This window comes from Microbacterium salitolerans, assembly GCF_019720895.1.
Taxonomy (GTDB): Bacteria; Actinomycetota; Actinomycetes; order Actinomycetales; family Microbacteriaceae; genus Microbacterium.
The window spans coordinates 303002-328461 of sequence record NZ_JAHKSH010000003.1 but is presented as its reverse complement, the minus strand read 5'-3'; the positions used below and the strand labels follow the sequence as shown (position 1 = coordinate 328461).

Genomic DNA, 25460 nt, shown 5'->3' with positions numbered 1-25460 from the left:
GCGACCCTTCCGGCCTGCAGGAAAGGACGCGGGCGTCACTCGAACACACCGCTCAGTCGAGCAGGAGAGCGGGCTCCTCCAGGACGGCCGCGATGTCCGCGAGGAAGCGGCTGATCTTGTCGCCGTCGACGATGCGGTGGTCGAAGGATCCCGACACGGTCGTCACCCACGCGGGGCGCACCTCGCCGTCCGTGACCCACGGCTTCTGGCGGATGGATCCCATCGCCACGATGCCGGCCTCGCCTGGGTTGATGATCGGGGTGCCGGCATCCATGCCGAACACGCCGATGTTCGTGATGGTGATGGTGCCGCCCGACTGCCCCTCGGGGGTCGTCTTGCCGTCGCGCGCGGTCTGCGTGAGCGTCTGCAGCTCCACGGCGAGCTCGCGCAGCGACATCTCGTGGGCGTCCTTGATGTTCGGCACGAGGAGCCCCCGCGGCGTCGCCGCCGCGATGCCGAGGTTGACATAGCCGCGCACCTGGATCTCGGCGCCCGAGTCGGTGTCGACCCACGCCGAGTTGACCTCCGGAGTGCGTCGCACGGCCCACAGCAGCGCCTTCGCGAACACGAGCAGGGGCGACACCTTCACGTCGGCGAACTGCGGCTGCTGCTTCAGGCGCGCGACGAACTCCATCGTGCGGCTCGCGTCGACGTCGGTCCAGACGGACACGTGCGGGGCCGTGTAGGCGGATCCGACCATCGCGTTCGCCGTCGCCTTGCGCACGCCCTTGACCGGAACGGCCTCGTAGCGCGGGTCCGTCGCCTTCTGCGGGGCGGGGATCCGCCGCTCGCGCTCGGCAGGCCACTCGGGCGTCGACAGGTTGCGGAACACCGACGCCTGGTCGGCGTGCTTCACGACGTCGTCGCGCGTCACCTCGCCGGCGGGCCCCGTGCCCGCGACCTCCGCGAGCGTCACGTCGAGGTCGCGTGCGAGCTTGCGCACGGGCGGCTTCGCGACGACCCCGACCGACGAGGTCACGACCGCCTGGTGGGTGCGGGGGGTGCGGCGGGTCTTCGCCTCGCCGCCGTTGCCGTACCCGACGAGCACGGCGGAGTCGGACGTGTCCGCCGCGGCCTCGGGAGTCGCGCCGCCCTCGGAGGAGGACGCCGGCTCCGCGGCCGCTTCCGTCGCGACCGTGAGGATCGGGGATCCGACGTCGACGGTCGCCCCCTCCTCGACGAGCAGCTCGCCGACCGTTCCGGCGTACGGCGACGGCAGCTCGACGACGCTCTTCGCGGTCTCGATGTCGGCGATCGTGTCGTTGACGGCGATCTCATCGCCGGGCTTCACGCGCCATTCGACGAGCTCGGCCTCCGTGAGGCCCTCGCCCACGTCGGGCAGGTGGAACGTCTCCATAGGATCCTCCGGTTCAGAAAGCGAGTGCGCGGTCGACGGCCTCGAGCACGCGATCGGCGTCGGGCAGGTACTTGCCCTCGAGCTTCGCAGGCGGGAACGGCACATCGAAACCTGAGACGCGCATGACGGGCGCCTCGAGCGAGTAGAAGGCGCGCTCCGCGACGGTCGACGCGATCTCGCCGCCGATGCTCGTGTGGCCCGGCGCCTCCTGCGCCCACACCATGCGTCCCGTCGAGCGCACCGACTCGACGATCGGGTCGTAGTCGATGGGCGACAGCGAACGCAGGTCGATCACCTCGCAGCTCGTACCCTCGCCCTCCGCGATGGCCGCGGCCTGCAGCAGCACGGCGACCATCGCGCCGTGGCCGACGAGCGTGACATCGGACCCCTTGCGCACGACGCGCGACGCGTGCAGCGGACCAGGCGAGGCGTCGAGCTCGACCTCGCCCTTCTGCCAGTAGCGGCTCTTCGGCTCCATGAAGACGACCGGGTCATTCGACGCGATCGCCTCCTGAATCATCCAGTACGCGTCGTTCGGCGTCGACGGGCTCACGACGCGGAGGCCCGCCGTGTGCGTGAAGTACGCCTCCGGGCTCTCCTGGTGGTGCTCGATCGCGCCGATGTGCCCGCCGTACGGGATGCGGATGACGACCGGCATCGAGAGGGATCCGCTGTGGCGGTTCGTGAGCTTCGCGAGCTGCGTCGTGATCTGGTCGAACGCGGGGAACACGAAGCCGTCGAACTGGATCTCGATGACGGGACGGAAGCCGCCCATCGCGAGCCCGATCGCCGTGCCGACGATGCCCGCCTCGGCGAGGGGCGTGTCGAGCACGCGGTTCTCGCCGAAGTCGCGCTCCAGGTGCTCCGTGACGCGGAAGACGCCGCCGAGCTTGCCGATGTCCTCTCCCATGAGGAGCACGCGGGGGTCGTTCTCCATCGCGCGGCGCAGGCCGGCGTTCATCGCCTTCGCGAAGGTCATCGTCTCGCGGGTCATGCCTCGCCTCCCTCGAACGACGCCTCGTACTCGGCGAGCCAGGCCGCCTGCCGCTCCATCAGGGGGTGAGGATCCGTGTACACGTGCGCGAACATGCTGTCGGGAGACGGCCCCTCCATCTTCACGACGCGGTCGCGCGCGTCGACCGCGAGCGCCTCGCCCTCGGCGTCGACGTCCGCGAAGAAGGATCCGCTCGCGCCGCGGTTCTCGAGGAACGCGCGCATGCGGGCGATCGGGTCGCGGCGCTCCCACGACTCCTCCTCCTCGCGCGTGCGGTACTTCGTCGGGTCGTCGCTCGTCGTGTGCGCGCCGAGGCGGTAGGTGACGGCCTCGATCGCCCGAGGACCACCGCCGGTGCGGGCCTCGTCGAGCTGCATGCGCGAGACGGCATACGACGCGAGCACGTCGTTTCCGTCGAGGCGCACGCTCGGGATCCCGTATCCCGCGGAGCGCTCGACCAGCGGCACCTTCGCCTGCGTCGAGACGGGCACCGAGATCGCCCACTGGTTGTTCTGCAGGAAGAACAGCTGCGGCGTGTTGTACGAGGCGGCGAAGACCATCGCCTCGTGCACGTCGCCCTCGCTCGCGGCGCCGTCGCCGTAGTACACGACGACCGCCTCGTCGGCGTCGACATCGCCCGTACCCGCGCGGCCGTCGAGGTTCAGCCCCATGGCATAGCCCGTCGCGTGCAGCGTCTGCGTGCCGAGCACGAGGGTGTACAGGCGCGTGTTTCCGTTCGCCGGATCCGACGGATCCCATCCGCCGTGCGTCGTGCCGCGCATCAGCGCGAGCACGTTCACGGGGTCGACGCCGCGGATCCGCAGGACCGCGTGCTCGCGGTATGACGGGAACACTGCGTCCTGCGGGCGCGTCGCGCGCGCAGATCCGACCTGCGCGGCCTCCTGCCCGAGGGACGGGGGCCACAGGGCGAGCTGGCCCTGGCGCTGCAGCAGCGTCGCCTGATGGTCGAACGCGCGGATCACCGCCATGTCGCGGTAGAGCTGCGCGAGCGCGTCGTCGTCGAGCGCGTCGACGATCTCGCGATACGGCTCGGCGTCGGGCGTGGGCGCGAACGAGCCATCGGGCTCGAGGAAGCGCACGGAGGTGTCTGCCGAAGTCACTGTTCCACGCTAGGCCCGCACGCGCGTGCCAGGCGCAGAAGAAGCGACACAATGGATCTGCGATTCCGCTGTCGATCCTCCACAGTCGCATGCCTGCAGGGGTCTGCCGTGGGTCGATACGCTCGCACGATGAGCGCCACCGACACGTATCGCGCCGCCCGCGACCAGCTTCTGGCCCTGCGCGACGCCCCCTCCCGAGCCGCTGCCGAATTCACGTGGCCCGACGTGGGCGAGGAGTTCAACTGGGCGGTCGACTGGTTCGACCGGATCGCCGACGACCGCACGGCGCTCGTCATCGTCGAGGAGGACGGCTCGTCGCTCGAACGCACCTACGCCGAGCTGTCGCGCGAGTCGGACGTCCTCGCCGCATGGCTCGCCGACCAGGGCGTCACGCGCGGCGATCCCGTCCTGCTCATGCTCGGCAACCAGGTCGAGATGTGGGTCTCGATGCTCGCGCTCATGAAGCTCGGCGCCGTGATCCTCCCCACGACGACCGCGATCGGATCCGCCGACCTGGCCGACCGCGTCACGCGCGGCGGCGTGCGCGTCGTGGTGGCGAACGCGCGCGATACGGCCTCGTTCGCGGAGATCCCCGGAGACTGGATCCGCGTGAGCGTCGGACCCACCGAGGGGTGGCGCGATCTGCGCGATGCCGGCGCGCGCGAGTGGGCGCCGCTCCCCCACCCCCGCACGCGGGCCTCGGATCCGCTGCTGCGCTACTTCACATCGGGCACGACCTCGCGGCCGAAGCTCGTCGAGCACTCGCAGGTGTCGTACCCGGTCGGCCATCTGTCGACGATGTACTGGATCGGCGTGCGGCCGGGCGACGTGCACCTCAACATCTCGTCGCCCGGATGGGGCAAGCACGCGTGGAGCAGCTTCTTCGCGCCGTGGATCGCCGAGGCGACGATCTTCGTCTACAACTACGCGCGCTTCGACGCCGACGCGCTGCTGGCCGAGCTGCGTTCGCGCGACGTCAGCACGTTCTGCGGACCGCCCACCGTGTGGCGGATGCTCATCCACGCCGAGCTCGGCGAGAAGCCCGCGGGTCTGCGGGAGCTCCTGTCGGCGGGCGAGCCCCTCAACCCCGAGGTGATCTCCCGCGTCGAGGAGGCGTGGGGACTCACGATCCGCGACGGCTACGGGCAGACCGAGACGACGGCGCAGATCGGCAACACCCCGGCATCGCCCCTCACTCCCGGATCCATGGGGCTCCCGCTTCCCGGCTACCCTGTCGTGCTGCTCGACACGGTGACCGGAGACCTCGTCGAGGGCGCCGGCGAGGGCGAGCTGTGCCTCGACCTGTCGACCGACGTCCTGCCGCTCATGACGAGCTACTGGGGCGACCCCGAGCGCACCGCCGAGGCGACCCGCGAGGGCTACTACCGCACGGGCGACGTCGCCTCGCGCGACGCCGAGGGCGTCCTCACGTACGTGGGGCGCACCGACGACGTGTTCAAGGCGAGCGACTACAAGGTGAGCCCCTTCGAGCTCGAGTCGGCGCTCATCTCGCACCCGGCGATCAGCGAGGCCGCCGTGGTCCCCGCGCCGGATCCTCTGCGCCTCGCCGTCCCGAAGGCCTACATCGCGCTCGCGCCCGGCCATGAGGAGAGCGCGGAGCTCGCGAAGGACATCCTCCTCCACGCCCGCCGCCACCTCGCACCGTACCTGCGCGTGCGCCGCGTCGAGTTCTTCCCGCTGCCGAAGACCATCTCGGGCAAGATCCGCCGGGTCGAGCTGCGCGCCCGCGAGAACGACCCCGAGACGGATCTGTCGGGCGAGTACCGCGACACCGATTTCCCGGAGATCCGCGCGGAGCGGTGACCGCGGGGGCCGGAGCTACGAGCTCACGGTGCGGGCGACGTCGACGACGCGATCGATCGACTCCTCCTCGCCGACCGAGATGCGGATCCCGTCGTCGAACGGGCGCACGATGAGGCCCGCGTCGTCGAACGCGGCCGCAACGGCCGGGTCGGCGGTCGGGAGCCAGACGAAGTTGGACTGCGTGTCGGGGACGTCCCAGCCGGCGTCGCGCAGGCCCGCGACGAGACGGGTGCGGCGCTCGACCACCACGGCGACGCGGGCCCGCACCTCCTCCTCGCGCTCGAGGCTCGCGAGCGCCGCGGTCTCGGACTGCGCCGTGACCGAGAGGGGGATCTGCGTCGCGCGGGCGCCGTCGAGCACGCGCGCGTGGCCGATCGCGTATCCGACGCGGAGGGCCGCGAGCCCGTAGGCCTTCGAGAACGTGCGCAGGACGACGACGTTGGGGTGCGCCTCGTACACGCGCTCGCCGAGGCCGTCGACCGCGTTCTCGTCGTCGACGAACTCGGCGTACGCCTCGTCGAGGAGGATGAGGACGTCGGCGGGAACCTGCTGCACGAACGCCTCGAACTCGGCGCTCGTGACGATCGGCCCCGTCGGGTTGTTGGGCGAGCACACGAGCACGCAGCGCGTGCGCTCGGTGATGGCGGCCGCCATGGCGTCGAGGTCGTGCCCGCCGTCTGCGCGGTTCGGGACCTGCACGCTCGTCGCGCCGGCGACGAGCACGAGGCCGGGATAGGCCTCGAAGGAACGCCACGCGTAGACGACCTCGTCGCCCGTGCTCGCGGCCGCCTGGATGAACGCGGCGAGCAGCGACACGGATCCGGCGCCGACCAGCACCTCGTCGGTCGCGACGCCGTAGCGCTCGCCCAGCGCCGAGCGCAGCCGGCCAGCCGTCGCGTCGGGATAGCGGTTGAGAGACGTCGCCGCCTGCACGGCCTCGACGACGCCGTCGAGCGGCGGGAACGGATTCTCGTTGCTCGAGAGCTTGAACCCCGATGCTCCCGCAGGCTTGCCCTGCTTGTAGGGCGGCAGCGCCGCGATCTCGGGGCGGATGCGGGGCAGAACAGGCTCGGTGGTCACCCGACGATCCTATGCGCGCGCCGACGCGGAGCACAGGAACTCCCGCGCTCCCCTGCCGTCACCCATCCGTCGGTGCGACACTCCTTGTATGGGCTTCCTCATTCGCTCCGTCGTCAACGGGTTCGCCATCTGGGTGATCTCGCTCATCGCCTTCCTGCAGATCACCGTGACGCCGTTCCCTCCCGGGGGCGACCTGCAGCTGATCGTGACCCTGGTCGCGCTCGGCGCGCTGTTCGGGCTCGTGAACTCGATCATCGGAACGGTCATCAGGATCGTCGCGTTCCCCCTGTTCATCCTCACGCTCGGCCTCGTCTCGCTTCTGCTCAACGGCGTGCTGCTCATGATCACGGCGTGGATCACGGGCTTCTGGAACTGGGGCCTCGCCGTCGGCGACTTCTGGCCCGGGGTGCTCGCGGGGATCCTCCTCAGCGTCATCAACTGGATCTTCGGCATCATCCTGCGCCCGCAGAAGAAGCGCCGGCGCTGACGCGTCACGCCGACGGCCTCGCGCCGCTGTCGCCGCGCGGCAGCGGCGCCTCGATGATGCCCTCCGCGAGGTCCCATTCGGGCGCGTAGTAGCTGATGCTCTGGACCGACGCCGCCTCGCCGAGCCGGGCGTAGTACGCCTGCACGCCCTCGGCGCGCGGGTCGCCGGACGCTTCGAAGGTCGCCGCCGTCTCGGCGTAGGAGCCGACGCGATGCGCCTCGGCGTCCCACTCGGCGAGGCCTTCGTCGAGGGGCTTGTACGCGTCGCGGATGAGCAGACTGTCGTCGCCGCCGAGAGCCACGGGGGATCCGCCGTCGGCGAGCATCGCGACGGGGTCGTCTTCGTGCGCGAGCGTGACCGAGGTGACGGCGTCTCCCATCGGGACATGCAGGGGCGCGCCGATCGTCGTGACGTGCTGCACGTCGAAGTCGCTGTCGGTCGCGACCCGCTGCGCGATCATGGCGCCCTGTGAGAACCCGTTGATGTCGACGACGTCGCCCGCTTGAGCGCCCGACCGCTGCAGGGCCTCGAGCACGAAGTCGTACCCCGCCGACTCAGCCTCCCCCATATAGAGGCCCAGGTTCTTCGACCAGCTGAACGGGTCGCTTGTGTCGAGCGGGAACTCGCTCGAGCCGATGACGTAGGCGACGAAGCGCCTCTCGCCGTCGCGCATCGTGTAGGCGTCGACCCGGACGCGCTCCTGATCGTCGGTGGGCGGCCCCTCGAAGTTCGGGATCCGCGTGAGCGAGTCGGACAGCCCGCGCGGTGCCGCGACGACGCCGTTGTCGCGCTCCGACATGAACACGTGCCGGTCGGACGTGCCGGGGACGAGCCCCGCGCGCTCCCGGGCGCGCTCGGGCTCGCGCACGGATCCGCGGCCCATCCCGTTCAGTGCCCGGAAGCCCCCGATCCCGAGCAGGAACAGGCCGGCCAGCGCGCCGCCGCCCGGCGCGAGCGGCGATCCCGTCTCCGCCGACCGCCAGTGATCTGCGAACCGGAGCTGCGTCAGGGCCAGCCGCGCGAGGACGAGGCGCGTCGCCTGGCGAGCGGCGTCGGGGTTCGCCTCGGCGAGCGCCTCGAGCTGCGCGGCCGCCGATCCGCCGTCGGGGGCGACGGCTCCGTCTCCGTGCATCGCGAGGAGCGTGCGCAGCTCGACGATCTCGTAGGCATCGGCCGCGTTCCGCAGCGCCAGGACGAGCCCCGCGCCCTCCTCGACGAACCAGAGGATCCGATCACCCGGGCGGCCCATCGTCGTCCAGAGCACCTGCGCCTCCCGCGGCAGCATCGCCTGCCAGGCCCGCGCCTGCTCGGCGTGACCCGAGGCCCTCCGCATGCTGTCGACGGCCGACTGCACGCGCACCGCCATCCATCGCAGCTCCTCCGGATCGACCTGCACGACGGATCCCTGCGTCACCTCGATACTCATGACGTCACGGCCTGATTGCCGCGTGCGAGCAGCACGTCGGCGTCGTCCGAGAAGTCGCCGGCGACGAAGCCCATCTGCCCCGCGAGGTCGTCAGCCGCGGCGGCGAACGCCTCGCCTGCCGACGAACGCCAGCCGAGGTCGCCCACCACCGCCCGCAGCGTGCTCTGCGCCGACATCGCGCAGTCGGCCGCCGCCACCATCTCGTCTCGCGCCCGCCAGAGCAGCTGCGCCTGCTCGAATCCCGTCATGCCCATGTGGGAAGCGTGCAGCGGTCGGCGCCCCGCCCGCTCCGCGCAGAGCGCGGTTCCTCAGATAACTCCGCGGGATCCGCGATTGTGGACACGTTGACCGGCCCGAGAGCGCGGCGTGTCGGCATCGGCGGAATAGGCTGGTTCCCACTCCTGCCCGCCTCGATCCGGAGGTGCCTCGTGAACCCCCTTCCCATCCAGCCCCTGAGCCCCCTCGACGGGCGCTACCAGTCGGCCGTCGCCCCCCTCGCCGAATTCCTCTCGGAGGCGGGGCTCAACCGCGCCCGCGTCGAGGTCGAGGTCGAGTGGATCCTCCATCTGACCGACAACAAGCTGTTCGGCACGGATCCGCTGCCGGACGCCGTGAAGGACAGGCTGCGACTCGCCTACCTGGACTTCGGCCAGGACGAGATCGACTGGCTCGCCGAGAAGGAGCGCGTCACGCGCCACGACGTCAAGGCCGTCGAGTACTTCGTGCGCGACCGCCTGGCGCAGCTCGATCTCGATCACCTGGCCGAGCTGACCCACTTCGCCTGCACGAGCGAAGACGTCAACTCGACGGCCTACGCGCTCACCGTGAAGCGGGCCGTGCGGGACGGATGGCTGCCGACGTTCCGCGACGTCATCGCGAAGCTGCGCGCCATCTCGCTCGACCTGGCCGACGCGGCCATGCTCTCGCGCACCCACGGCCAGCCCGCGACGCCGACGACGATGGGCAAGGAGCTCGGCGTCTTCGTGTGGCGCCTCGAGCGCGTCCTCTCGCGCATCGAGAAGACGGAGTACATGGCGAAGTTCTCGGGGGCGACCGGCACCTGGTCGGCGCACCTCGCGGCCGAGCCGCAGGTCGCGTGGCCGCAGATCACGCGCGAGTTCGTCGAGGGCCCCCTCGGCCTCACGTTCAACCCGCTCACGACGCAGATCGAGTCGCATGACTGGCAGGTCGAGCTCTACGACCACGTGAAGCACGCGGGCGCGATCCTGCACAACCTCGCGCAGGACATCTGGACCTACATCTCGCTCGGCTACTTCACGCAGATCCCCGTGGCCGGCGCGACGGGCTCGTCGACGATGCCGCACAAGATCAACCCGATCAAGTTCGAGAACGCCGAGGCCAACCTCGAGATCTCGGCCGGGCTGTTCTCGACACTCAGTCAGACGCTCGTCACCTCGCGCCTGCAGCGCGACCTCACCGACTCGACGACGCAGCGCAACATCGGCGTCGCGTTCGGGCACTCGCGGCTCGCCCTCACGAACCTGCTCAGCGGGCTCGACCAGATCTCCCTCGCGCGCCACGTCCTCCTCGAGGACCTCGACGGCAATTGGGAGATCCTCGCCGAGGCGATCCAGACCGTGATCCGCGCCGAGGTCGTCGCCGGCCGCTCGCACATCAGCGACCCCTACGCGCTGCTGAAGGAGCTCACGCGCGGCCACCGCATCGGATCGTCCGAGCTGACGGACTTCGTGAACGACCTCGACATCGGCGATGCCGCCAAGGCGCGCCTCGTCGCCCTCACGCCCGCGTCGTACACGGGCCTCGCCGAGAGCGTCGTCCGCTCGAAGCTCGGCAAGTAGGCGGTCTCAGAAGGCGCCGGCCCCGCGGGGTCGGCGCCTTCTGCGCGCCATCCCGGACACGACGACGCCAATTCTCACCGGCGCGCGAGCCGAGGCGCGCCGTTCCGGGGACGCCGTGGGACCTCGCGGCGATTCTGCCGTCGTCATGCGCCCGCGTCAGCGTCGAGAGCGCACCGCGAGCGCGGCGCACGCGACGACGGCGACGGCGCCGACGGCCGTCGCCCACTCGAGCGCCTCGCCGAGGAGGATCACCGACCACGCGACGGTCATGACGGGCTGCGTCAGCTGCACCTGACTGACGGTCGCCATGGGACCGATCGCGAGGCCGCGATACCAGGCGAAGAACCCGAAGAACATGCTCACGACCCCGAGGTAGGCAAACGCGAGCCAGGCGGTCGGCCCCACGACGAACGGATCCGCCTGCACCGACACGAGCGAGAGGACGAGCATGACGGGGGCGCTGAGCACGAGCGCCCATGAGATCGTCTGCCACGCGCCGATCTCGCGCGCGAGGAGGCCGCCCTCGGCGTAGCCGACACCGGCCGCGACCACGGCACCGAGGAGGAGCAGGTCGGCGCCCGTGAGGGATCCGATGCCGCCGCCCTGCACGGCGGCGAACCCGACGGTGACGATCGCACCGAGGCCGGCCGCGATCCAGAAGCGCATGCCGGGCCGCTCCTTCCCTCGCAGAACGGCGAAGGCCGCCGTGGCCGCCGGGAGCAGGGCGATGACGACGGCGCCATGGGTCGCCTCGGTCGTCACGAGCGCGTACGACGTGAGCAGGGGGAATCCGACGACGACGCCCGCCGCGACGATGGCGAGCCGCGGCCACAGGCGCCGCGGCGGGACGCGCTGGCGGGTGAGGAGGAGCGCGGTCGCGGCGAGGACGGCGGCCACGACGGCACGGGCGGATCCGACGAAGGTCGCCGACATGCCGGCCTCGACGGCGAAGCGCGTGACGGGAACGGTGAACGAGAACGTCGCGACACCGAGAAGCCCCCACAGGACGCCCGTCGATATCACTCGCGGTCGTGTAAGAGTAGCGCTACTGTTGTGATTCATGGCCAACGATAGCAGCGCCCGAATCGCCGCGCAGCTGCGCACGTGGATCCACGATGCGCCTCCTGGTTCCCGCCTGCCGTCGACGCGCACGCTCGTCGCCGAGCATGGCGCGAGCCCCGTGACGGTACAGCGCGCCCTCGCGCTGCTGCGAACCGAGGGGCTGGTCGAGACATCGCCCGGCGTCGGCACGTTCACGCGACGCGCGCGCACGACCCGGCCCAGCGACTTCTCCTGGCAGACGGCGGCGCTCGGCACCCCGGCGCGGCGGATCCCGGCCTCACCCGCGGCGCTGCGCTCGGCCGCCGGGGCGCCTTTCGCCCTGCAGTCCGGATACCCGGACCCCGATCTGCTGCCTGAGCGTCTCGTGCGCGCCGCGTTCGGTCGCGCCGCCCGCCAGGACGCGGCGATCCGCCGCGCACCGAGCGCGGGCCTTCCGGAGCTGCAGGCGTGGTTCGCGTCCGAGCTCGCGCAGGCGACGCCGCAGGGCACGACCGCCCCCACCGCGCACGATGTCCTCGTGCTGCCCGGCACGCAGACGGGCCTCAGCACCGCCTTCCACGCGCTCGTCGGATCAGGCAGGCCCCTCATCATCGAGTCGCCCACCTACTGGGGCGCGATCGCGGCGGCCGAGCGCGTCGGCGTCGAGCTCGTCCCCGTGCCGTCCGGTCCGAACGGGCCCGACATCGACGAGCTGGCGCGCGCCTTCGAGCGCACGGGCGCCCGCGCCTTCTACGCCCACCCGAACTACGCGAACCCGACGGGCGCGCAGTGGTCGGCCGCCCTCGGCGACCAGGTGCTCGACCTCGTCGCCGCGCACGGCGCCTTCCTCATCGAGGACGACTGGGCGCACGACTTCGGGATCACCACCGAGGCGATGCCGCTCGCGGCGCGGGACGAGGACGGGCACGTCGTCTACCTGCGCTCCCTCACGAAGAGCGTCTCACCGGCCGTGCGCGTCGCCGGACTGATCGCCCGCGGCCCTGCGCGCGACAGGATCCTCGCCGAGACGCAGGCCGAGTCGATGTACGTCAGCCCCGTGCTGCAGCACGTCGCCCTCGACGTCGTCACCCGGCCGGGCTGGACCAGCCACGTGCGCGGCCTCCGCGCGGCCCTCCGCGCCCGCCGCGATCAGCTCGCCGACGCCGTGGCCGCGCACGCGCCGCAGGCGCTCCTCACGTCGCTGCCCGCCGGCGGCCTCAACCTGTGGCTGCGCCTGCCCGACCACGCGGACGTCCGCGATGTCGCCGCCGCGTGCGAACGGCGGGGTCTGCTCATCGCGCCCGGCCACGAGTGGTTCCCGGCCGAGTCGCCCGGCCCGCACGTGCGGCTCAACTTCTCGGGTCCCGCGCCCGACCGCTTCGCCGACGCCGCGAGGATCCTCGGCGAGGTGCTCGCCGCCTGACAGGGACACAGCATCTCCCGGAGGCGGCACTCCTGCGCGCGGCTGGTTCGCGGGTGCAGCGCCGGGCCTGCCAGGATGGCCCCATGTCCCTCGATCTCGCGACCCGCTCACGCCTGCTCGACGTCATCGAGCAGGATGTCGTCCCGCTCACGCGCGCCGGAGTGCGGAGAGGCAACAAGCTGTTCGGCGCCGCGATCCTGCGCGCGAGCGATCTGTCACTCGTCGTCGCCGAGACGAACAACGAGATCGAGAACCCGTTGTGGCATGGTGAGATCCACGCGATCAAGCGGTTCCATGAGCTGCCCGAGCGGCCGGACCCGGCCGACTGCCTCTTCCTCGCCACGCACGAACCGTGCTCGCTGTGTCTCTCAGGCATCGCCTGGGCGGGCTTCGACTCCTTCGCCTATCTCTTCAGCCATCAGGATTCGGCGGATTCCTTCGCGATTCCGCACGACATCCGAATCCTCCGGGCGGTCTACGCCGTTCGAGATCCCGACCGCGACGCTCCTGCCGAAGGCCGCGACCTCTACAACCGGGAGAACGAGTTCTTCACCAGCCATGCGATCGGCGGCCCTGCAGAGCTCGACGAGCGCATCGCCCGTATCGCCCAGACGTACGACGCCCTGTCGACGACATATCAGGAGTCCAAGGGCTCCGCAGGGATCCCGCTGGCCTGATCGTTCGACGAGCTCGAGCGCACCCGCCGGCGAATGACCGGAGGACGGCTGATCTCGACGCGCGCCAGATGCCGAGCGGCACGAGGACGGCAGAACCGACCAGGAGCCGCGGGTCAGTCCTCGTCGAGTTCGCCGGCGTCGAGCAGCGGGAGGTCGGCGCGGCTGACGAGCTGCGACGAGACCGCGTACTCGACCAGCCGCGCGCGGCGGTTCATCGCGAGCTTTCCGGGAGCGCCGCGCAGGCCCTGCACGCCCATGCGGTCGAGCTTCTCGCACACGTTGTCGAGCTTGCGGTTGAACTTGCTCATGGACCAGCCGAGCCGCTTCGCGGCAGCCGCCGACGAGGGCAGGTCGCTCACCGACACACCCTCGCGGCGCAGCATCGGCTCGGCGAGGGCGACGATGAGCTGCTTCTGCGATCCCGTGAAGCGCACGGGCATGACGGTCGTGTCGCCCGAGATCGATGCCTGCACCTGGCTCGAGACGGCGTACTGCGCCCGCGGCGCGTGCAGCGCGATCTCGTACGTCGTGGGGCCCGCCGTGAAGACGATGACGCTCTGCTCGAACACGACGGGCAGGCGCGCGCCGGGCGACAGCCACGACTGCACAGCCCCGCCCGCGCTCGACACCGTCGCCGAGAGGCGGGAGCCGACGTTCGAGAGCCACCACATGCCGTCGGCGTACGACACCTCGAGGAACGCGCGGTGCAGGTAGGGGTTGTCGTCGACCGCGAGGTCTCCCTCGCGCCCGATCATCAGGGTCTCTCGGGGCTCGACCGTGCGCCACTCGCCCGCGAACTCGATGCGCACGGGCTCGGCGGTGCCGCGGGTCTCGCGCCCGGGGATCGCCGTATCGATGTCGATCCCGTCCTCGATCGGGTCGCCGGTGATCTCATCGCGGGGGCTCATGGTGACCCATCTTGCCAAACAACTCCGGCCGGCGAGGATCGGCGCACGTCGTCGCGGGGCGCTCAGTCGGTCACGGGAGCCATCGGCCCGACGACGATCTCGCGATCGCCGAGTCGGATCCGGTCGCCCTCGCGCACTCGCAGAGGAGTGTCCGCAGAGGCGGGCGCCGAGGTCGCTCCTCGGACGATCGTCGTGCCGTTCGCCGAGCCGCGGTCGGTGAGGACAAGCCCGTGCGCGTCGACCTGCAGGGCGAGGTGCGTCTTCGACAGCGAGCGCCCCTCGTCGGCCAGCGGCAGGAGCCGCACCGCAGGATCGTCGCCGTCCGCCGGCGCCGGCCGTCGGCCGATGAGGGTCGGGCCGGCGATCGTGAGCGTCGCGCCGTCATCGAGCGTCACGCGGACGCCGACCGACGCCGCCCGCTCGCGGGTCGGCGCCGACTCGGGCGCCCGGGGCGGGTCGCGGACGATCGGCGGCGTCGCCGGAGCCTCCGACGCGGGCGCGGGCGCCTCGGGGGCGCGAGGCGTCTCTGCGCGCGGCACGTCGGCGATCACGCGCTCGCGCGCGAACGGATCCGTCTGGCGGGCGTCGCCGCGAGCCGCGCTCTTGACGCGCGCCCGGGCTCGCGCGTCGCCGAACGCCACGGGATCGGTCGGGTCCACGGCGCGCAGATCGATCATCCACGCATCCGTGGCGTGATCGTGCCATCCCCGCCCGCGCTTCTGCGGATCCCACAGCGGCGAGAGGAACAGCAGGAGCGGACCCAGCAGCGGGACCAGGCACGCCGCGGCGACGATGAGAGCGCGCAGGAGCGCGCGCCCGAACCTGATCGGTTGCAGGCTCGTCGCCCGCAGCGTGCGGAGCTTCGTGGCCTGCTTGCCGAACGTCTGGCCGCGCCGACCGTGGGACGACAGCTGAAGGATCCCGTACAGCACCAGCAGGAGCGCGCACGCGCTTCCGAGGATGAGCATGAGGATGTCGAGCTGTCCGTCGGGCCCGACGATCGCCGTCAGGGCGAACGCGAGCGGCGCGGCGAACACGAGCGCCGGGATGACGTCGATGATCGTCGCCGACACTCGCCGACCGTACGTCGCCCGCCGGATCCCCAGGAGCTCCGCGCGGTCGACGGTCACCGGGATCGGCTCGGGTGCCGCCTCCCGGTCATCGATGATCGCCCAGCCGCTCACGTCGCCTCCTCGCCGCCCGGTGTCGTCACACTGCGCGGCCGGTCGACAGCCGATCCCACGCCGTGCTGTCGAACTCGGCGTGGGCGCTGCGCCCGCCCGCGGTCTCGAGCCACACGTGCACGCGTCGCGCCTCGCGGTCCTCCATCGACTGCAGGATCATCTTGCCGCTGCCGACCTGACCCGAGATCTCCGGGATCTCGCGCAGCGTGCCGTCGCTCAGCTGCGCTGCGTAGTGCTCGAACGCGGAATCATCGGGGAACCGCGCCACGCGACCGCTGCGCAGGCGCGATCCGGTCTGCGTATCGATCCAGGACTTGGACTTCACCACGGCGAACCAGGTGCAGAAGAGGGCGAAGAAGAGGCAGAACGCACCGATCAGCATGATGCCGAAGAACCCTCCCCCGGTGCCGTTCAACCAGGGACGGCGTACGTTGCGCGCTTCGGGGAGGGTGCTGAAGTGCTCCCACAGCGCGGGTGCGCTGACGGCGATCGCGAGCGTCGCGATCAGGAAGATCCCCGCCGCGATCGCGAACCCGCGGCGCTTTCGCGGATCCGCGGCCTGGTGGAATCGCTGCGGCTGCGTCTGCAGATAGGCGCGCTCCATCTCCTGCACTGTCCTGTCGCCTTTTCTGCCGTGTCACCAGCCCGGGAACCCGGCACAGCCGAGCCCCAGGCGGTAGAAGCCGTCGGTCTTGTCGGTGAAGAGTCGGTACGACTCAGCGCCGTCGCCGCGCTCGAGCGCCGCGACCATCGACGCGATGACCTGGCGTCCGATGGGCAGCCAGTCGGAGAACGCTCCGGATGCGATCCCCGAGGAGTCCTCGTCGAGGATCGCCTGCACCCGCTGGGCCGCCGCGAGCGTCTCGTCCATGTCCTTCGGACTCACGGTGGAGCCGAGGCTGAGGGCCGCGAGCTGCAGAACCGGCTCGCGAAGCCGCTCGCAGCGCTGCTCGAGGGTGTCGGACACGGGCGCTCCTTCGGACGGGGGTGTGCGTGACCAGCGTAACGAAGTGCGCGAGCCGCTCGACGGGGCAGTTCTGCCCGGGATGCGACGCACGCGCGGCGCGGTCCGGCCGATACGCTCGTGGCATGTTCGAGACTCTGCGCGACGAGCTGTCGCGACGACGCATCCCGGCCGCTGCCGTCTCCCTGCCCGGCGACGACGCGCCCGCGATGGAAGGCGCCCTCCGCCTGCGTCCGAGCGACGCGCAGAGCGAGTGGCTGTTCGAGACGGTCGACTACGGCACGGCGTTCCCTCTCGGATCCGCCGCCACCGAGGACGAGGCGGCCCAGCTCCTGCTCGACTACGTCGACAGGCCGCTTCCCGACGTCGCGGTGTTCGCCGCCTCCGATATCGACCAGGCTGTCGGCGCGGCGACGACCCACTGGTCCGACCTGCGCTCGCGCGCGACCGACGGATCCCTCCTCATCGAGGTTCCCGCCGGCGTGGTGCTCGACCGCGTCGGCGCTCTCGACGGCACCATGCTCTTCCCGTACGGAACGTCCTACGAGGCCCGGTCGCTCCCGCCATTCGGGGCACTCCCCGTCGGATCCGATCGCCACGCATTCGTCACCCGCGGCACCGTGCGAGTGCGCGTCGAGGTCGTGCAGCCCTGGTTCGGCCAGCCGGGTGGCGGACTGCGCTGCACGATCGCGCACGACTTCGTCGGGATCCGCGACCTCGTCGCGGACGGCGCCCTCGAGCGCTTCCGCGCCGACAGCTGACTCAGCGGGAGGACTGCACCTGGTCGGCGATCTCGTCGAGATCCGTCTCGACCCAGAGCGCGACGCGCACGGCGAGCTCCTCGCGCAACGCGAGGCCCCACACGCGCACGACGCACGCGCGCGCCTCCGCGTCCGACCACGTCACCGAGACATCCTTCGGGGTCTGCTCGAAGCACATGGACGACGGAAGATCGTCCCGGCTCAGCGAGACACCATGCGACCGAAAGAGCCGTGCGGCCAGCAGCCGCAGGACGTCGTCGAGTCGAGTCGCGAACGCCACCGGCCTCAACGAGGAGCGGTCGCTGTGATGCAGCTCGAATCCGCCCTCCACCGGCACCACGGCGAAGCGGACCTCGAGGTCCGAGAGCGTGAACAGCCTCTGCGGATTCGTCGGAGCGAGCCGCAGGCCCGTCCCCTGCGCGACCCGTTCGGCGAACCGTGCGGCGTACGACAGCCCGTCGTCAGCGGACAACGTCACCGTCGACGTCCCGAATCGGCCGGACGGAAGTGCTCCCACGGCGTTCGCCGCCCCGATGCGAACACCTCGACCGACTGATCCTCTGTCGCACTCGACGACGAGAACAGCACACCCTCATCAGATCCCACGTAGATCGTTCCACCGCCGCGCACCGCATGCGACACCGCGACGCCCCCGATCGCGGGAACCTCACGGTGCACCAGCGGCGCATCCGCGGGAACCATCCGCCGCCACAGCTCCGTCCCCACCGCCACCAGACGACCGAGATCCGGCCCCTTCTCTTCGTCGCCGGCCTCCGCGAGCTTCGCCCGCAGCCACTCCGGCCTGTTCTCGAGCGAGCGCGGGAACTTCTCCTGGTCTGCAAGCCACAGGCGCGGGATGAGGCCGACGAACTCTCGCGGCTCGTCGTCGTAGTCGTAGGTCGCCTCGGCGGCCCCGTCGCTCGTCACGATGAGCTCCATCGAGAACCACGTCCCTCGATCCTGCTCGTAGAGCGCCCGCCGCAGCCGGGAGAGCGGAAGAGCGGTTCCGGAGGGAGCGGCGAGAGACCGATCACCGCCATTCTCCAGCTCAGCCGTCACCAGAACGTCCGTGGCCCCGCCGACGCTTGCCGCCGAGAACACGATGCGAACCCAGCCCGCGGGGGCGACCGCGACGAGCTCCCGGGCGATCTCGGCACGGATCTCCGCCTCGGCGATCATCGGAGGAATGTTCATGTCAGTCATCGAAGTTCTCAAACATGTCGGTGTGCACGATGCCATTCTCAACCCATGTGACGTGGAGCATCACGGGTGTCGTCGACTCATCGCCGTAGATCGGCTCGATGCGCACTTCCAGGGGCGTGTCGGGGTTCGCTCGCTTGAGGTCCGCCCAGTGGGACTCGAGCGCGTAGAAGCTCCCCGGGTTCAGAGCCTGATTCACGTCGCGGAGCATCGGCACCACGTTGATGCGCTCGCCCCCGCCGCCGTACTGATTGCCGAAGAGGTGACCGCCGTCGAAGAACGAGCCGCCCTCCCCGCCGATCGAACTCTGGACGCCCTCGGCACGTCTCGCCTCATCGAAGCCGAGGTCGTCAGTGTGCGCCGAGATCGTGCGACCACGATCATCCGTCACGAACGTGTGAGTGCTCGTGCCGTTCGCCGTCGTCACCACATAGGTCGTGTCCGGCTGCGGCTTGTGCAGCTCGTAGTTCAGGTTCTCCGCACCGTAGGTGGTCTCGACGCGCTCGACGCGGCCGTCGGGCCCCGTGTGGAACGTCCCGCGCCCATCGATCTCGTAGACCGAATCGGGTTCGAGACCCTCCTGCCGCGCGAACGGGGTGTTCGGACTCCGCCAGTCGACCTGATAGGGGCTGCCCGGAGTGCCGTCTCCGCCGGTCACGCGGATGCGCGACCGGCCTCCCTCTCGCGTGCCGTCGCCCGGTGTCGAGTCGGCGTTCGAGGCGCCATCGGGCGTCCCTCTGCCGTCGATGAGGTCCGACGGGTCGATCGACGCGTCCCAGTAGGTCGCATCCGGCTCGTGAGGCGGCCACGGCGAGCGCGTGCCATCCTGACCGTCGACGACCCACACCTGCTCGCCGTCGAAGACGGCGTTGAACCAGTGCCCCGACTGGTCGGGGCCGCGGTCGATGCCGACGACCGCGTGGGCACCCGGCCCCTGAGCGCGCAGCGACGCCTCGATCTGCGAGGGCGTCGACTCGGTCTGCGGAAGACCCGTGCGCGCCTCGACGTCGGGGATGTCGAGCGTGCCCGTGCCCGCGTCGGTGATCGGCTTCCCATTGAGGAAGTCGTGCATGTTGACCGACACGTTGCCGCAGTTGGTCGCGTATCCGTTCGACAGGTCGTGTGGGTCGAAGCCCGTATTCGACTGCGTCAGCGCCTCGTCGATCTTGTCGCGGATCTGCTCCGGAGAGTCCGTCGACGCGGGAGAGTCGGGGTGGCGCTCCGGCGATGGGGTGTCGCCGACATCGTTCGACGCACCGGTGTCCGTCGCGTCGGCGTCGACACCCTCCGGGCGCGAGCCGCTGTCCACCCCCTCACGTGCCGGGGGGCCGTCGACGACCGACGAGGCTCCGTCGTCAGCGCGCGAAGACTCGGCTGCAGACGGCGCGCCCGCCGTCGCCTGGTCGGGTGAGACCAGGTGCTGCTTGTCCCTGAGCGTCTCGCGAGACAGCGGGTTTCCCTTGTCATCGAGGATGCGGATCTGGACCCCACCGCCATCGCGGCCGAATGCCGGGGCGATGCGGGAGATCTCGATCCGCCCATCGGGCGGCAGGCTCTGCAGCGTGTCGACGGTATACGGAGTCGTCAGGTTGCTCGGCGGCAGCGCACGCGCTTCGAACGGTGTGCCGGGCAGCGAGAAGTAGGCGCCGTTGTCGAAGCCGAGACGGTCGATGCGGCTGCCGTAGTGCTCACGGAAGGTGTCGATGTCGGTGATGTGCACCACCGACCCCGGTTCGGCTCCGTCGTTGCCCGGATACCGGTAGTCGCCGTCGGCGTCGGTGTAGCGATCCTCGAACCCGTCCTTGGTGAGCGGTTCACCATCAGCATCACGACCGTATGGCGCATCCGGATCCGCGATGAGGTCCCGCACCTCGGGCTGAAGCGCGTCTGCGCCGGGATGGCTCTGGTACTCCGCGTGGAACTCGCCGCTCTCGCCTTCCTGGCGCTTGTCACCGTAATCCGGGTCGATGGGATCGGCGTCGAGCGGGCTCTCGGCACGCTGCCAGCCGTCTCCGAACTGATCCGGCGAGTCGATGAGCGGGTCGGTCGGCTTGCCATCGTTCGGCGTCGATCCGCCGTCCGTGGCCGGCGGACCGGCGTGCGGGCCGCCCGGCATCGCGGCTCCGCGGCCGAGGCCCGGCGAGAGGCGGGGCGCCGCGACGGCTCCCGCCACGGCGGCCGCACCCGCGGCGCCGGCAGCGGCGTCCTCGGGCGTCACACCGTCGGTCGGGGCACCGTCGGCGTCGGCCGCCCCCTCGGGCGAGGCCGCGTCGGGCTGTGCACCCTCGGGCGTCGAGCCGGCGTCCGCAGCGGGCGCGCCGTCCGGTGTCGCGCCGGCGTCAGGAGCGCCGGCGTCGACAGGCGCGTCTGCAGGCGTCGGGCGGCCCACTGGAGTGGGAGCTCCGTGCTCGGGCGTCGAGCCGGCGTCCGTCTCGGCCTCGGTGAGCTGCGCGGCGTCGGCCGCCACGTCGGAGGCGACACCATCGGCTGCTGCCGCCTGCGGCACCGACGAGTCGATCGCGTCGATGCCGTCGACGATCGATCCGGCGTCCGGGGCGCCGCCATCCGGCGCTGCCGGTGACGCGGGAGCCGCGCCCTCCGGCGTTGTCGAGGCATCGGGTGCCGCGCCGTCGGGTGCGGTCGGGGCGTCCGGTGTCGTTCCCGAGTCCGGCGTCGCCGGCGCATCCGGCGTCTGACCGTCGGAGGAGGTCGGTGCGTCCGGAGTGGCGCCGTCGGGCGTCGTCGGCGCGTCAGGCGTCGCACCATCCGGTGTCGTCGGCGCGTCTGGCGTCGCCCCATCCGGCGTCGCGCCATCGGGCGTCGTCGGCGCATCAGGCGTCGCACCATCCGGCGTCGTCGGCGCATCAGGCGTCGCACCATCCGGCGTCGTCGGCGCATCAGGCGTCGCACCATCCGGCGTCGTCGGCGCATCAGGCGTCGCACCATCCAGCGTCGCACCATCCGGCGTCGTCGGCGCGTCCGGCGTCGCACCATCCGGCGTCGATCCCGTGTCCGGCGCGCCGGCGTCGCCGGGGCCGTCACCGGGCAGGCTGTCGGGCGCATCGGGCGCATCGCTCGGCACGTCGATGCCGCCGCCGTCTCCTGGCTGTCCCCCGGCGTCGCCGCCGCCGCCCGGCTGCGGACCGTCGTAGCCGTTCGAGCCGGCGCCGCCGCCCGCCTGGCCGCCGCCCGCGCCGCTGCCGCCGGCCCCGGGCTGAGGACCGTCGTAGCCGTTCGATCCGGTGCCACCTGCTCCGCCCTGCGGCGCGGGCGTCGCTCCGCCGCCGCCCGGCTGCGGAGCGGTGTTCTGCGTGTCGGGAGCGGACGTGCCGCTGCCGCCGACGTTGGCGGCGGGAGAGGTGGATCCGCCGCCGGTGTCTGGACCGTCGGTGTCGAGGTTCGGCCTGTCCCCGGCGGGACGCTTGGGCCTCGACGGCATCAGGCGCTCGCCGCCCCGACCGATCGGCCCCATGATGCCGCCCATGATGGATCCGCCCACCGCAGCGCTGAGCGGATCGAAGCCGTTGCTCGGGTCGGCGGCATACAACGCGCCTCCCTGCGCGAGACCATCGACGCCGCCACCGGCGACATCGCCCGCGTACTGTCGGGCGCCGGCGCGGAAGCCCCTCGCGTCCGGCGAGCCGCCGACGACCCGGTTGACGGGCGATGCGGCGGCGCCGCCGATGAAGGCGAGGCCGGCCACCTCCGACACAGACTGCTCCTCGTAGGCGCGATCGCCAGCCGAGTCGCTGTCGCCGTGCATCGCATTCATGACCGAGGTCGAGAACGCACTCGCCGCGGCCGCCTGCAGGCCCTCCTTGCCCGCGGCTACGGCCGCACGCGCCGACACTCCGCCGAGTCCGCGCAGCCCGCGCAGGAAGTTCTTGAGCTTGTCGATGATCTCCTTGATGCGCTTGCACCACTTGACGACCGTGGCCGCGGCCTTGGCGGATCCGGCGATCGCTCCGAGCCCGAAGGTGAAGACGCTGAGGAGCGCGGTGATCGCGAGGTCGGCCGCGAGCTCGATCGCCATCTGCTGGAGGAAGTCCTTCAGCTGCTCGCGCATGATGTGGAGCTCGTCGACGTAGTCGTTCACCCACGTGACCATGTTGTCGGAGTATCCCTGCAGGTCGGTCAGAGACCTGTTGAGCCCCGTGCGCGACGCCTCGACGCTGCTCGCCTGCGGGATCACCATGCCGCCGACCCACGCCAGGCCGCCCGACGAGCGTCGGCACGCGTCGCCGAGCCCGCTCGAGAAGGTCTCCCAGCCCGTCGCCGCGGCGCTCAGCTTGTCCTCGTCGCCCGTCGGGATGACGACGCCGATCTGCTGGAGGCCCCACTCGACGACCTCCTGCATCTCGCCGAGCAGGCCAGGGAGCCCCGGACCGAGCGCTGAGGAGACGGTCTTGTCCGGCGGATCCTGCACCTGGGTCGCCTCGGTCTTGGTCACGTTCGGCTGCTCGCCGGCACCGGGCTTCTGCGCGGCGTCGTACGTGCTCGCCGTGTTCTCGAGCGCGGCGGCGTAGACCCAGAATCCGTTTGCCACAGACTGCGCGGAGGTGAGCAGGCCCGCTGCCGAGGCGTCGTAGCCGTCCTCGCCCTGGGCGAACTCCTCGGCGGCGTTGTCGTCGCCCGCCATGCCCGAGTTGGCGCTCAGAACGCCCTGCAGGGTGCTGATCGCGCCCTCGATGTCCATCGCCGCGAGGCGGAAGGTCGCGGCATCCGACTGGATCGTGCTCGCGGTGATCTTGACTTCAGTTCCCATGACGCCTCAGCCCAGGTTGCTCTCGAGCGAGTTCCAGTACGTGTCCATGTCGCTGATCGCTCCGTCGTACGCCTTGTGTGCGGCCTCGGCCTGCTGCTTGAGCGCCTCGGCCTGCTGCTGCATCGCCTCGGCACCGAGGGCCCAGGCGTTGAAGGATCCGAGGAACGCCGACATCGCGGGACCCTGCCAGTCATTCGGCAGCATGTATGCGAATCCGGAGGCGCCCGACTTGAGCGCCTCGCAGTACGAGACGAGCTCTGTGAGCGTCTGCACGAGTGCGTTCAGATCCGTCGTGTCGGCGTACTGGTCTCCCACGTTCTCCCCCTCATCTCCCTCACCTGTCGGCGCGGAGGTCAGTCATCGGCCTCGATCGACGCGTCGTGCGCGTCCAGGTGCGGCATCCCATCCGCTCCGCCGTCGACCGACGGGACGTCCGCGTCGAGGCTCACGTCGGGACCGGCCAGCAGGCCGTTCTCGAACTCCGGCAGGTCGGCATCGACACCCTCTCCCGAGAGGTCGCCCTCGAGGAAGCCGCTGTCGAGGCCGAGATCCGCCTCCGGAACATCCGCCTCCACGTGCGGGAGGTCTGCGCCGTCGGACACCTCGGCCTCCGGGACATCCGCCTCGACCTGCGGGCTCTCGCCGTCACCCGGCACCTCGGCCTGCGGGGCGTCCGCGTCGGTCTGCGGGCCGTCCTCTGCCTCCGGAGCCTCGGCCTCGGGCGGGGCTCCGCCTTCGGCGTCGGGCGACTGCTCGATGCGTCCCTCGTCGTCGTGCACGAAGCCGGCTTCCTCGGACTCGGTCGCGTCACCGAGCTCCTCGATCGACTCGTTCGAGAGGAACGGTCCGGTGCCGATCGAGTCGTCGTCGCCGTCGCCGTCGGTGTCCCCGGCGCCCCCGCCGGTGTATCGGCCGCCGGGGCCGCGCACCGCGCCGCCGCCGAACTTCTCGGTCTCGCCGTCGCCCGCGTAGTCGCGACCGAAGAACTCGGCCATGTCCTCGGCGCGGGCCTCGCCCGTCGCGACGCCCTCCTCGAACTTCACGGCGTGCTTGCGCAGCGCCTGCACGCTCGGGGTCGTCTGCGCCATGGACTGACGCACGCCGCCCTCGGTCGTCGTGTACCCCTGGCTGGCGCCGATGAGCCCGGTCTGAAGATTCGTGAGGGACATCCGCACGGTCTCGGAGAGCGTCACGAAGGACTGCCAGTTCGCCTCGAGCTCGGTCGCGTCATCGCCCTTCCACGTCGACAGCGTGCTGCGCACGGTCGAATCGACCGCCGCGACGTTGCCGTCGAACGTCGCGAGCACGTTGCCGAGCAGACCCGCGACCTCGTTGAGCGAGGTCGCGCGCACGCGGAACTGCACCATGGGATCCCCCTCCTGCCGACGAACCGGGTCGGCGGCGCGTCACCGCGCCGCCGACCGAAGGGGCACTCAGCCCTGGAACGTGCTCGCGATCGCGGTCTCGCTGTCTTCGTAGGACAGAGCCGCCTGGTTGAGCAGATCGCTGATGCCCTGCAGCGACTCCTTCAGCTGGATGCCCGCCTGGTCCCACTGGCTGTACAGCTCGTTGAAGCTCTGCGAGGCCTGGCCGTTCCAGTCGCCGGCGATGAGGCCCTCGACGAGCGACTTGAGGTTGCTGAGCTGCGACTCGATCGACTGCGATCCGCTCGACAGCTGGCCCGCGACGCTGGCGAGCGAATCCGAAGTGACCTTGATGTCGGCCATGTGTGTCCCCCTGTAGGTGTGGTGTCTGGTGAGGCGTATTCTCACCGTAGCCCGAACGCTCAGGAGACGGGATGGGCAGAACTGCCCACCCCCTCACACGTCACACGCGCGAGGCCTCCACATGGACGTCCCCGACCCAGATGCTGTCGCCGGGCACCACGTCGACATGATCGCCGCCCGCCTCGAGCGAGATCATCCGTTCGCCGCGTTCGATGGCGGATCCGTTGCTGGATCCCGCATCGCCGATCCGGAGACGCCCGCCCTCGAGCGACAGGTAGAGGTGGACGCGCGAGACAGAGCGCGTCGTGTCCTCGATCTCGATCGCCTGCGCCCCCATGTTCGCGGCGGCCTGCTCCGGGCGGCGGCCGATCACGGCGCTGCCGCCGACCACGACCTCCTCGCCCGTCGAGAACCGCAGGGCCACCCGCTCGCTCCACGCGCGCGTCGACCGGCGACGCCGCTCCGGCTCCGCCGACGTGGCAGGCGCCGGCGCGGGCGCCGCCTCTCGGGCCGGCTCCGGATCGCGCTCGCGCGCCGGACGTCGCTCCCGCGGGATCCAGCCCTCGTCCACGCGCTCCGCGTCGACGCGCGCGCCGACCAGCTGCCCGCAGCCGAAGCAGTACATGGTGTTCGGCTCGAGAGTGGTGCCGCAGTGGACGCAGCGCGCAGAGGCCACGATGTTCTCCTCGCTGTGGGACGGG

At 71.1% G+C, this 25460-nt stretch carries 24 protein-coding genes; 6 read left to right on the top strand and 18 right to left on the bottom strand.

Translation table 11 applies throughout. From position 1 onward, the window contains the following. Positions 1–52: 52 nt before the first annotated feature. Genes KOL93_RS08075 through KOL93_RS08065 form a run of 3 tightly spaced genes read right to left on the bottom strand, consistent with a single transcriptional unit; the run spans position 53 to position 3472 of the window. Positions 53–1357: a dihydrolipoamide acetyltransferase family protein gene (locus KOL93_RS08075; RefSeq protein ID WP_221584827.1), complete on the bottom strand. Its 1305-nt coding sequence runs from the start codon at positions 1355–1357 to the stop codon at positions 53–55. A gap of 13 nt (positions 1358–1370) precedes the next feature. Next, the gene (locus KOL93_RS08070; protein ID WP_221584826.1) at positions 1371–2351 is read right to left on the bottom strand and encodes an alpha-ketoacid dehydrogenase subunit beta; all 981 of its coding nucleotides are present in this window, start codon (positions 2349–2351) and stop codon (positions 1371–1373) included. After that, complete coding sequence (locus KOL93_RS08065; protein WP_308291578.1) at positions 2348–3472, bottom strand: thiamine pyrophosphate-dependent enzyme; 1125 nt, start codon at positions 3470–3472, stop codon at positions 2348–2350. Before KOL93_RS08065 ends, KOL93_RS08070 begins: the two co-directional genes overlap by 4 nt. A gap of 129 nt (positions 3473–3601) precedes the next feature. Here KOL93_RS08065 and KOL93_RS08060 point away from each other — a divergent pair, with 129 nt between their 5' ends. Further along, positions 3602–5296, top strand: a complete 1695-nt coding sequence (locus tag KOL93_RS08060; RefSeq protein WP_221584825.1) for an AMP-binding protein — start codon at positions 3602–3604, stop codon at positions 5294–5296. 15 nt (positions 5297–5311) lie between these two features. Here the strand turns inward: KOL93_RS08060 and KOL93_RS08055 are convergent, their stop codons facing one another. Next, positions 5312–6376, bottom strand: a complete 1065-nt coding sequence (locus tag KOL93_RS08055; RefSeq protein WP_221584824.1) for a histidinol-phosphate transaminase — start codon at positions 6374–6376, stop codon at positions 5312–5314. 88 nt (positions 6377–6464) lie between these two features. Between KOL93_RS08055 and KOL93_RS08050 the strand changes: the two genes are divergently transcribed. Further along, positions 6465–6863, top strand: a complete 399-nt coding sequence (locus KOL93_RS08050; protein WP_221584823.1) for a phage holin family protein — start codon at positions 6465–6467, stop codon at positions 6861–6863. Between the two features lie 4 nt (positions 6864–6867). Here the strand turns inward: KOL93_RS08050 and KOL93_RS08045 are convergent, their stop codons facing one another. After that, positions 6868–8289, bottom strand: a complete 1422-nt coding sequence (locus KOL93_RS08045) for a hypothetical protein (RefSeq protein ID WP_221584822.1) — start codon at positions 8287–8289, stop codon at positions 6868–6870. Further along, on the bottom strand, positions 8286–8543 hold the full coding sequence (locus KOL93_RS08040) for a hypothetical protein (RefSeq protein ID WP_221584821.1): 258 nt from the start codon (positions 8541–8543) through the stop codon (positions 8286–8288). The genes KOL93_RS08045 and KOL93_RS08040 overlap by 4 nt, the downstream gene beginning before the upstream one ends. Positions 8544–8717: 174 nt before the next feature. On the opposite strand from KOL93_RS08040, the gene purB reads away from it, so the two are divergent. After that, complete coding sequence (gene purB / locus KOL93_RS08035) at positions 8718–10109, top strand: adenylosuccinate lyase (RefSeq protein ID WP_221584820.1); 1392 nt, start codon at positions 8718–8720, stop codon at positions 10107–10109. A 156-nt stretch (positions 10110–10265) separates the two neighbouring features. Here purB and KOL93_RS08030 read toward each other — a convergent pair whose 3' ends face one another. Continuing rightward, positions 10266–11171: a DMT family transporter gene (locus tag KOL93_RS08030; RefSeq protein ID WP_221584819.1), complete on the bottom strand. Its 906-nt coding sequence runs from the start codon at positions 11169–11171 to the stop codon at positions 10266–10268. Between KOL93_RS08030 and KOL93_RS08025 the strand changes: the two genes are divergently transcribed. After that, complete coding sequence (locus tag KOL93_RS08025) at positions 11170–12573, top strand: aminotransferase-like domain-containing protein (protein ID WP_221584818.1); 1404 nt, start codon at positions 11170–11172, stop codon at positions 12571–12573. The two genes, KOL93_RS08030 and KOL93_RS08025, sit on opposite strands and share 2 nt — an antisense overlap. An 83-nt stretch (positions 12574–12656) precedes the next feature. Then, complete coding sequence (locus KOL93_RS08020) at positions 12657–13250, top strand: nucleoside deaminase (RefSeq protein ID WP_221584817.1); 594 nt, start codon at positions 12657–12659, stop codon at positions 13248–13250. A gap of 113 nt (positions 13251–13363) precedes the next feature. Here KOL93_RS08020 and KOL93_RS08015 read toward each other — a convergent pair whose 3' ends face one another. The 4 genes from KOL93_RS08015 to KOL93_RS08000 all read right to left on the bottom strand — a co-directional run bounded on the left by KOL93_RS08015 (position 13364) and on the right by KOL93_RS08000 (position 16309). Further along, positions 13364–14158 carry an FHA domain-containing protein gene (locus KOL93_RS08015; protein ID WP_260406103.1) on the bottom strand — a complete coding sequence of 265 codons (795 nt, stop codon included), beginning with the start codon at positions 14156–14158 and terminating at the stop codon, positions 13364–13366. 62 nt (positions 14159–14220) lie between these two features. Continuing rightward, positions 14221–15342, bottom strand: a complete 1122-nt coding sequence (locus KOL93_RS08010) for an RDD family protein (protein ID WP_221584816.1) — start codon at positions 15340–15342, stop codon at positions 14221–14223. Positions 15343–15367: 25 nt separating this feature from the next. Further along, on the bottom strand, positions 15368–15946 hold the full coding sequence (locus KOL93_RS08005) for a hypothetical protein (protein ID WP_221584815.1): 579 nt from the start codon (positions 15944–15946) through the stop codon (positions 15368–15370). Between the two features lie 33 nt (positions 15947–15979). Continuing rightward, entirely contained in the window at positions 15980–16309 is a 330-nt protein-coding gene (locus tag KOL93_RS08000; RefSeq protein ID WP_221584814.1) for a hypothetical protein, read from the bottom strand. A 122-nt stretch (positions 16310–16431) separates the two neighbouring features. On the opposite strand from KOL93_RS08000, the gene KOL93_RS07995 reads away from it, so the two are divergent. Next, positions 16432–17067: a TNT domain-containing protein gene (locus KOL93_RS07995; RefSeq protein ID WP_221584813.1), complete on the top strand. Its 636-nt coding sequence runs from the start codon at positions 16432–16434 to the stop codon at positions 17065–17067. A gap of 1 nt (position 17068) precedes the next feature. Here the strand turns inward: KOL93_RS07995 and KOL93_RS07990 are convergent, their stop codons facing one another. The 7 genes from KOL93_RS07990 to KOL93_RS07960 all read right to left on the bottom strand — a co-directional run bounded on the left by KOL93_RS07990 (position 17069) and on the right by KOL93_RS07960 (position 25435). Next, positions 17069–17545, bottom strand: a complete 477-nt coding sequence (locus KOL93_RS07990; RefSeq protein WP_221584812.1) for a hypothetical protein — start codon at positions 17543–17545, stop codon at positions 17069–17071. Continuing rightward, positions 17542–18261 (bottom strand): hypothetical protein, encoded by a 720-nt coding sequence (locus KOL93_RS07985; RefSeq protein WP_221584811.1) that lies wholly within the window; start codon positions 18259–18261, stop codon positions 17542–17544. Before KOL93_RS07985 ends, KOL93_RS07990 begins: the two co-directional genes overlap by 4 nt. A gap of 1 nt (position 18262) precedes the next feature. After that, complete coding sequence (locus tag KOL93_RS16345) at positions 18263–23032, bottom strand: DNA/RNA non-specific endonuclease (protein WP_221584810.1); 4770 nt, start codon at positions 23030–23032, stop codon at positions 18263–18265. Between the two features lie 6 nt (positions 23033–23038). After that, positions 23039–23347, bottom strand: coding sequence for a hypothetical protein (locus KOL93_RS07975; protein WP_221584809.1), 309 nt, complete (start codon positions 23345–23347; stop codon positions 23039–23041). 38 nt (positions 23348–23385) lie between these two features. After that, positions 23386–24399 carry a WXG100 family type VII secretion target gene (locus KOL93_RS07970; RefSeq protein WP_221584808.1) on the bottom strand — a complete coding sequence of 338 codons (1014 nt, stop codon included), beginning with the start codon at positions 24397–24399 and terminating at the stop codon, positions 23386–23388. Between the two features lie 66 nt (positions 24400–24465). Further along, complete coding sequence (locus KOL93_RS07965; RefSeq protein ID WP_221584807.1) at positions 24466–24759, bottom strand: WXG100 family type VII secretion target; 294 nt, start codon at positions 24757–24759, stop codon at positions 24466–24468. Positions 24760–24859: 100 nt separating this feature from the next. Further along, positions 24860–25435: an FHA domain-containing protein gene (locus KOL93_RS07960; protein ID WP_221584806.1), complete on the bottom strand. Its 576-nt coding sequence runs from the start codon at positions 25433–25435 to the stop codon at positions 24860–24862. Positions 25436–25460 lie beyond the last annotated feature (25 nt).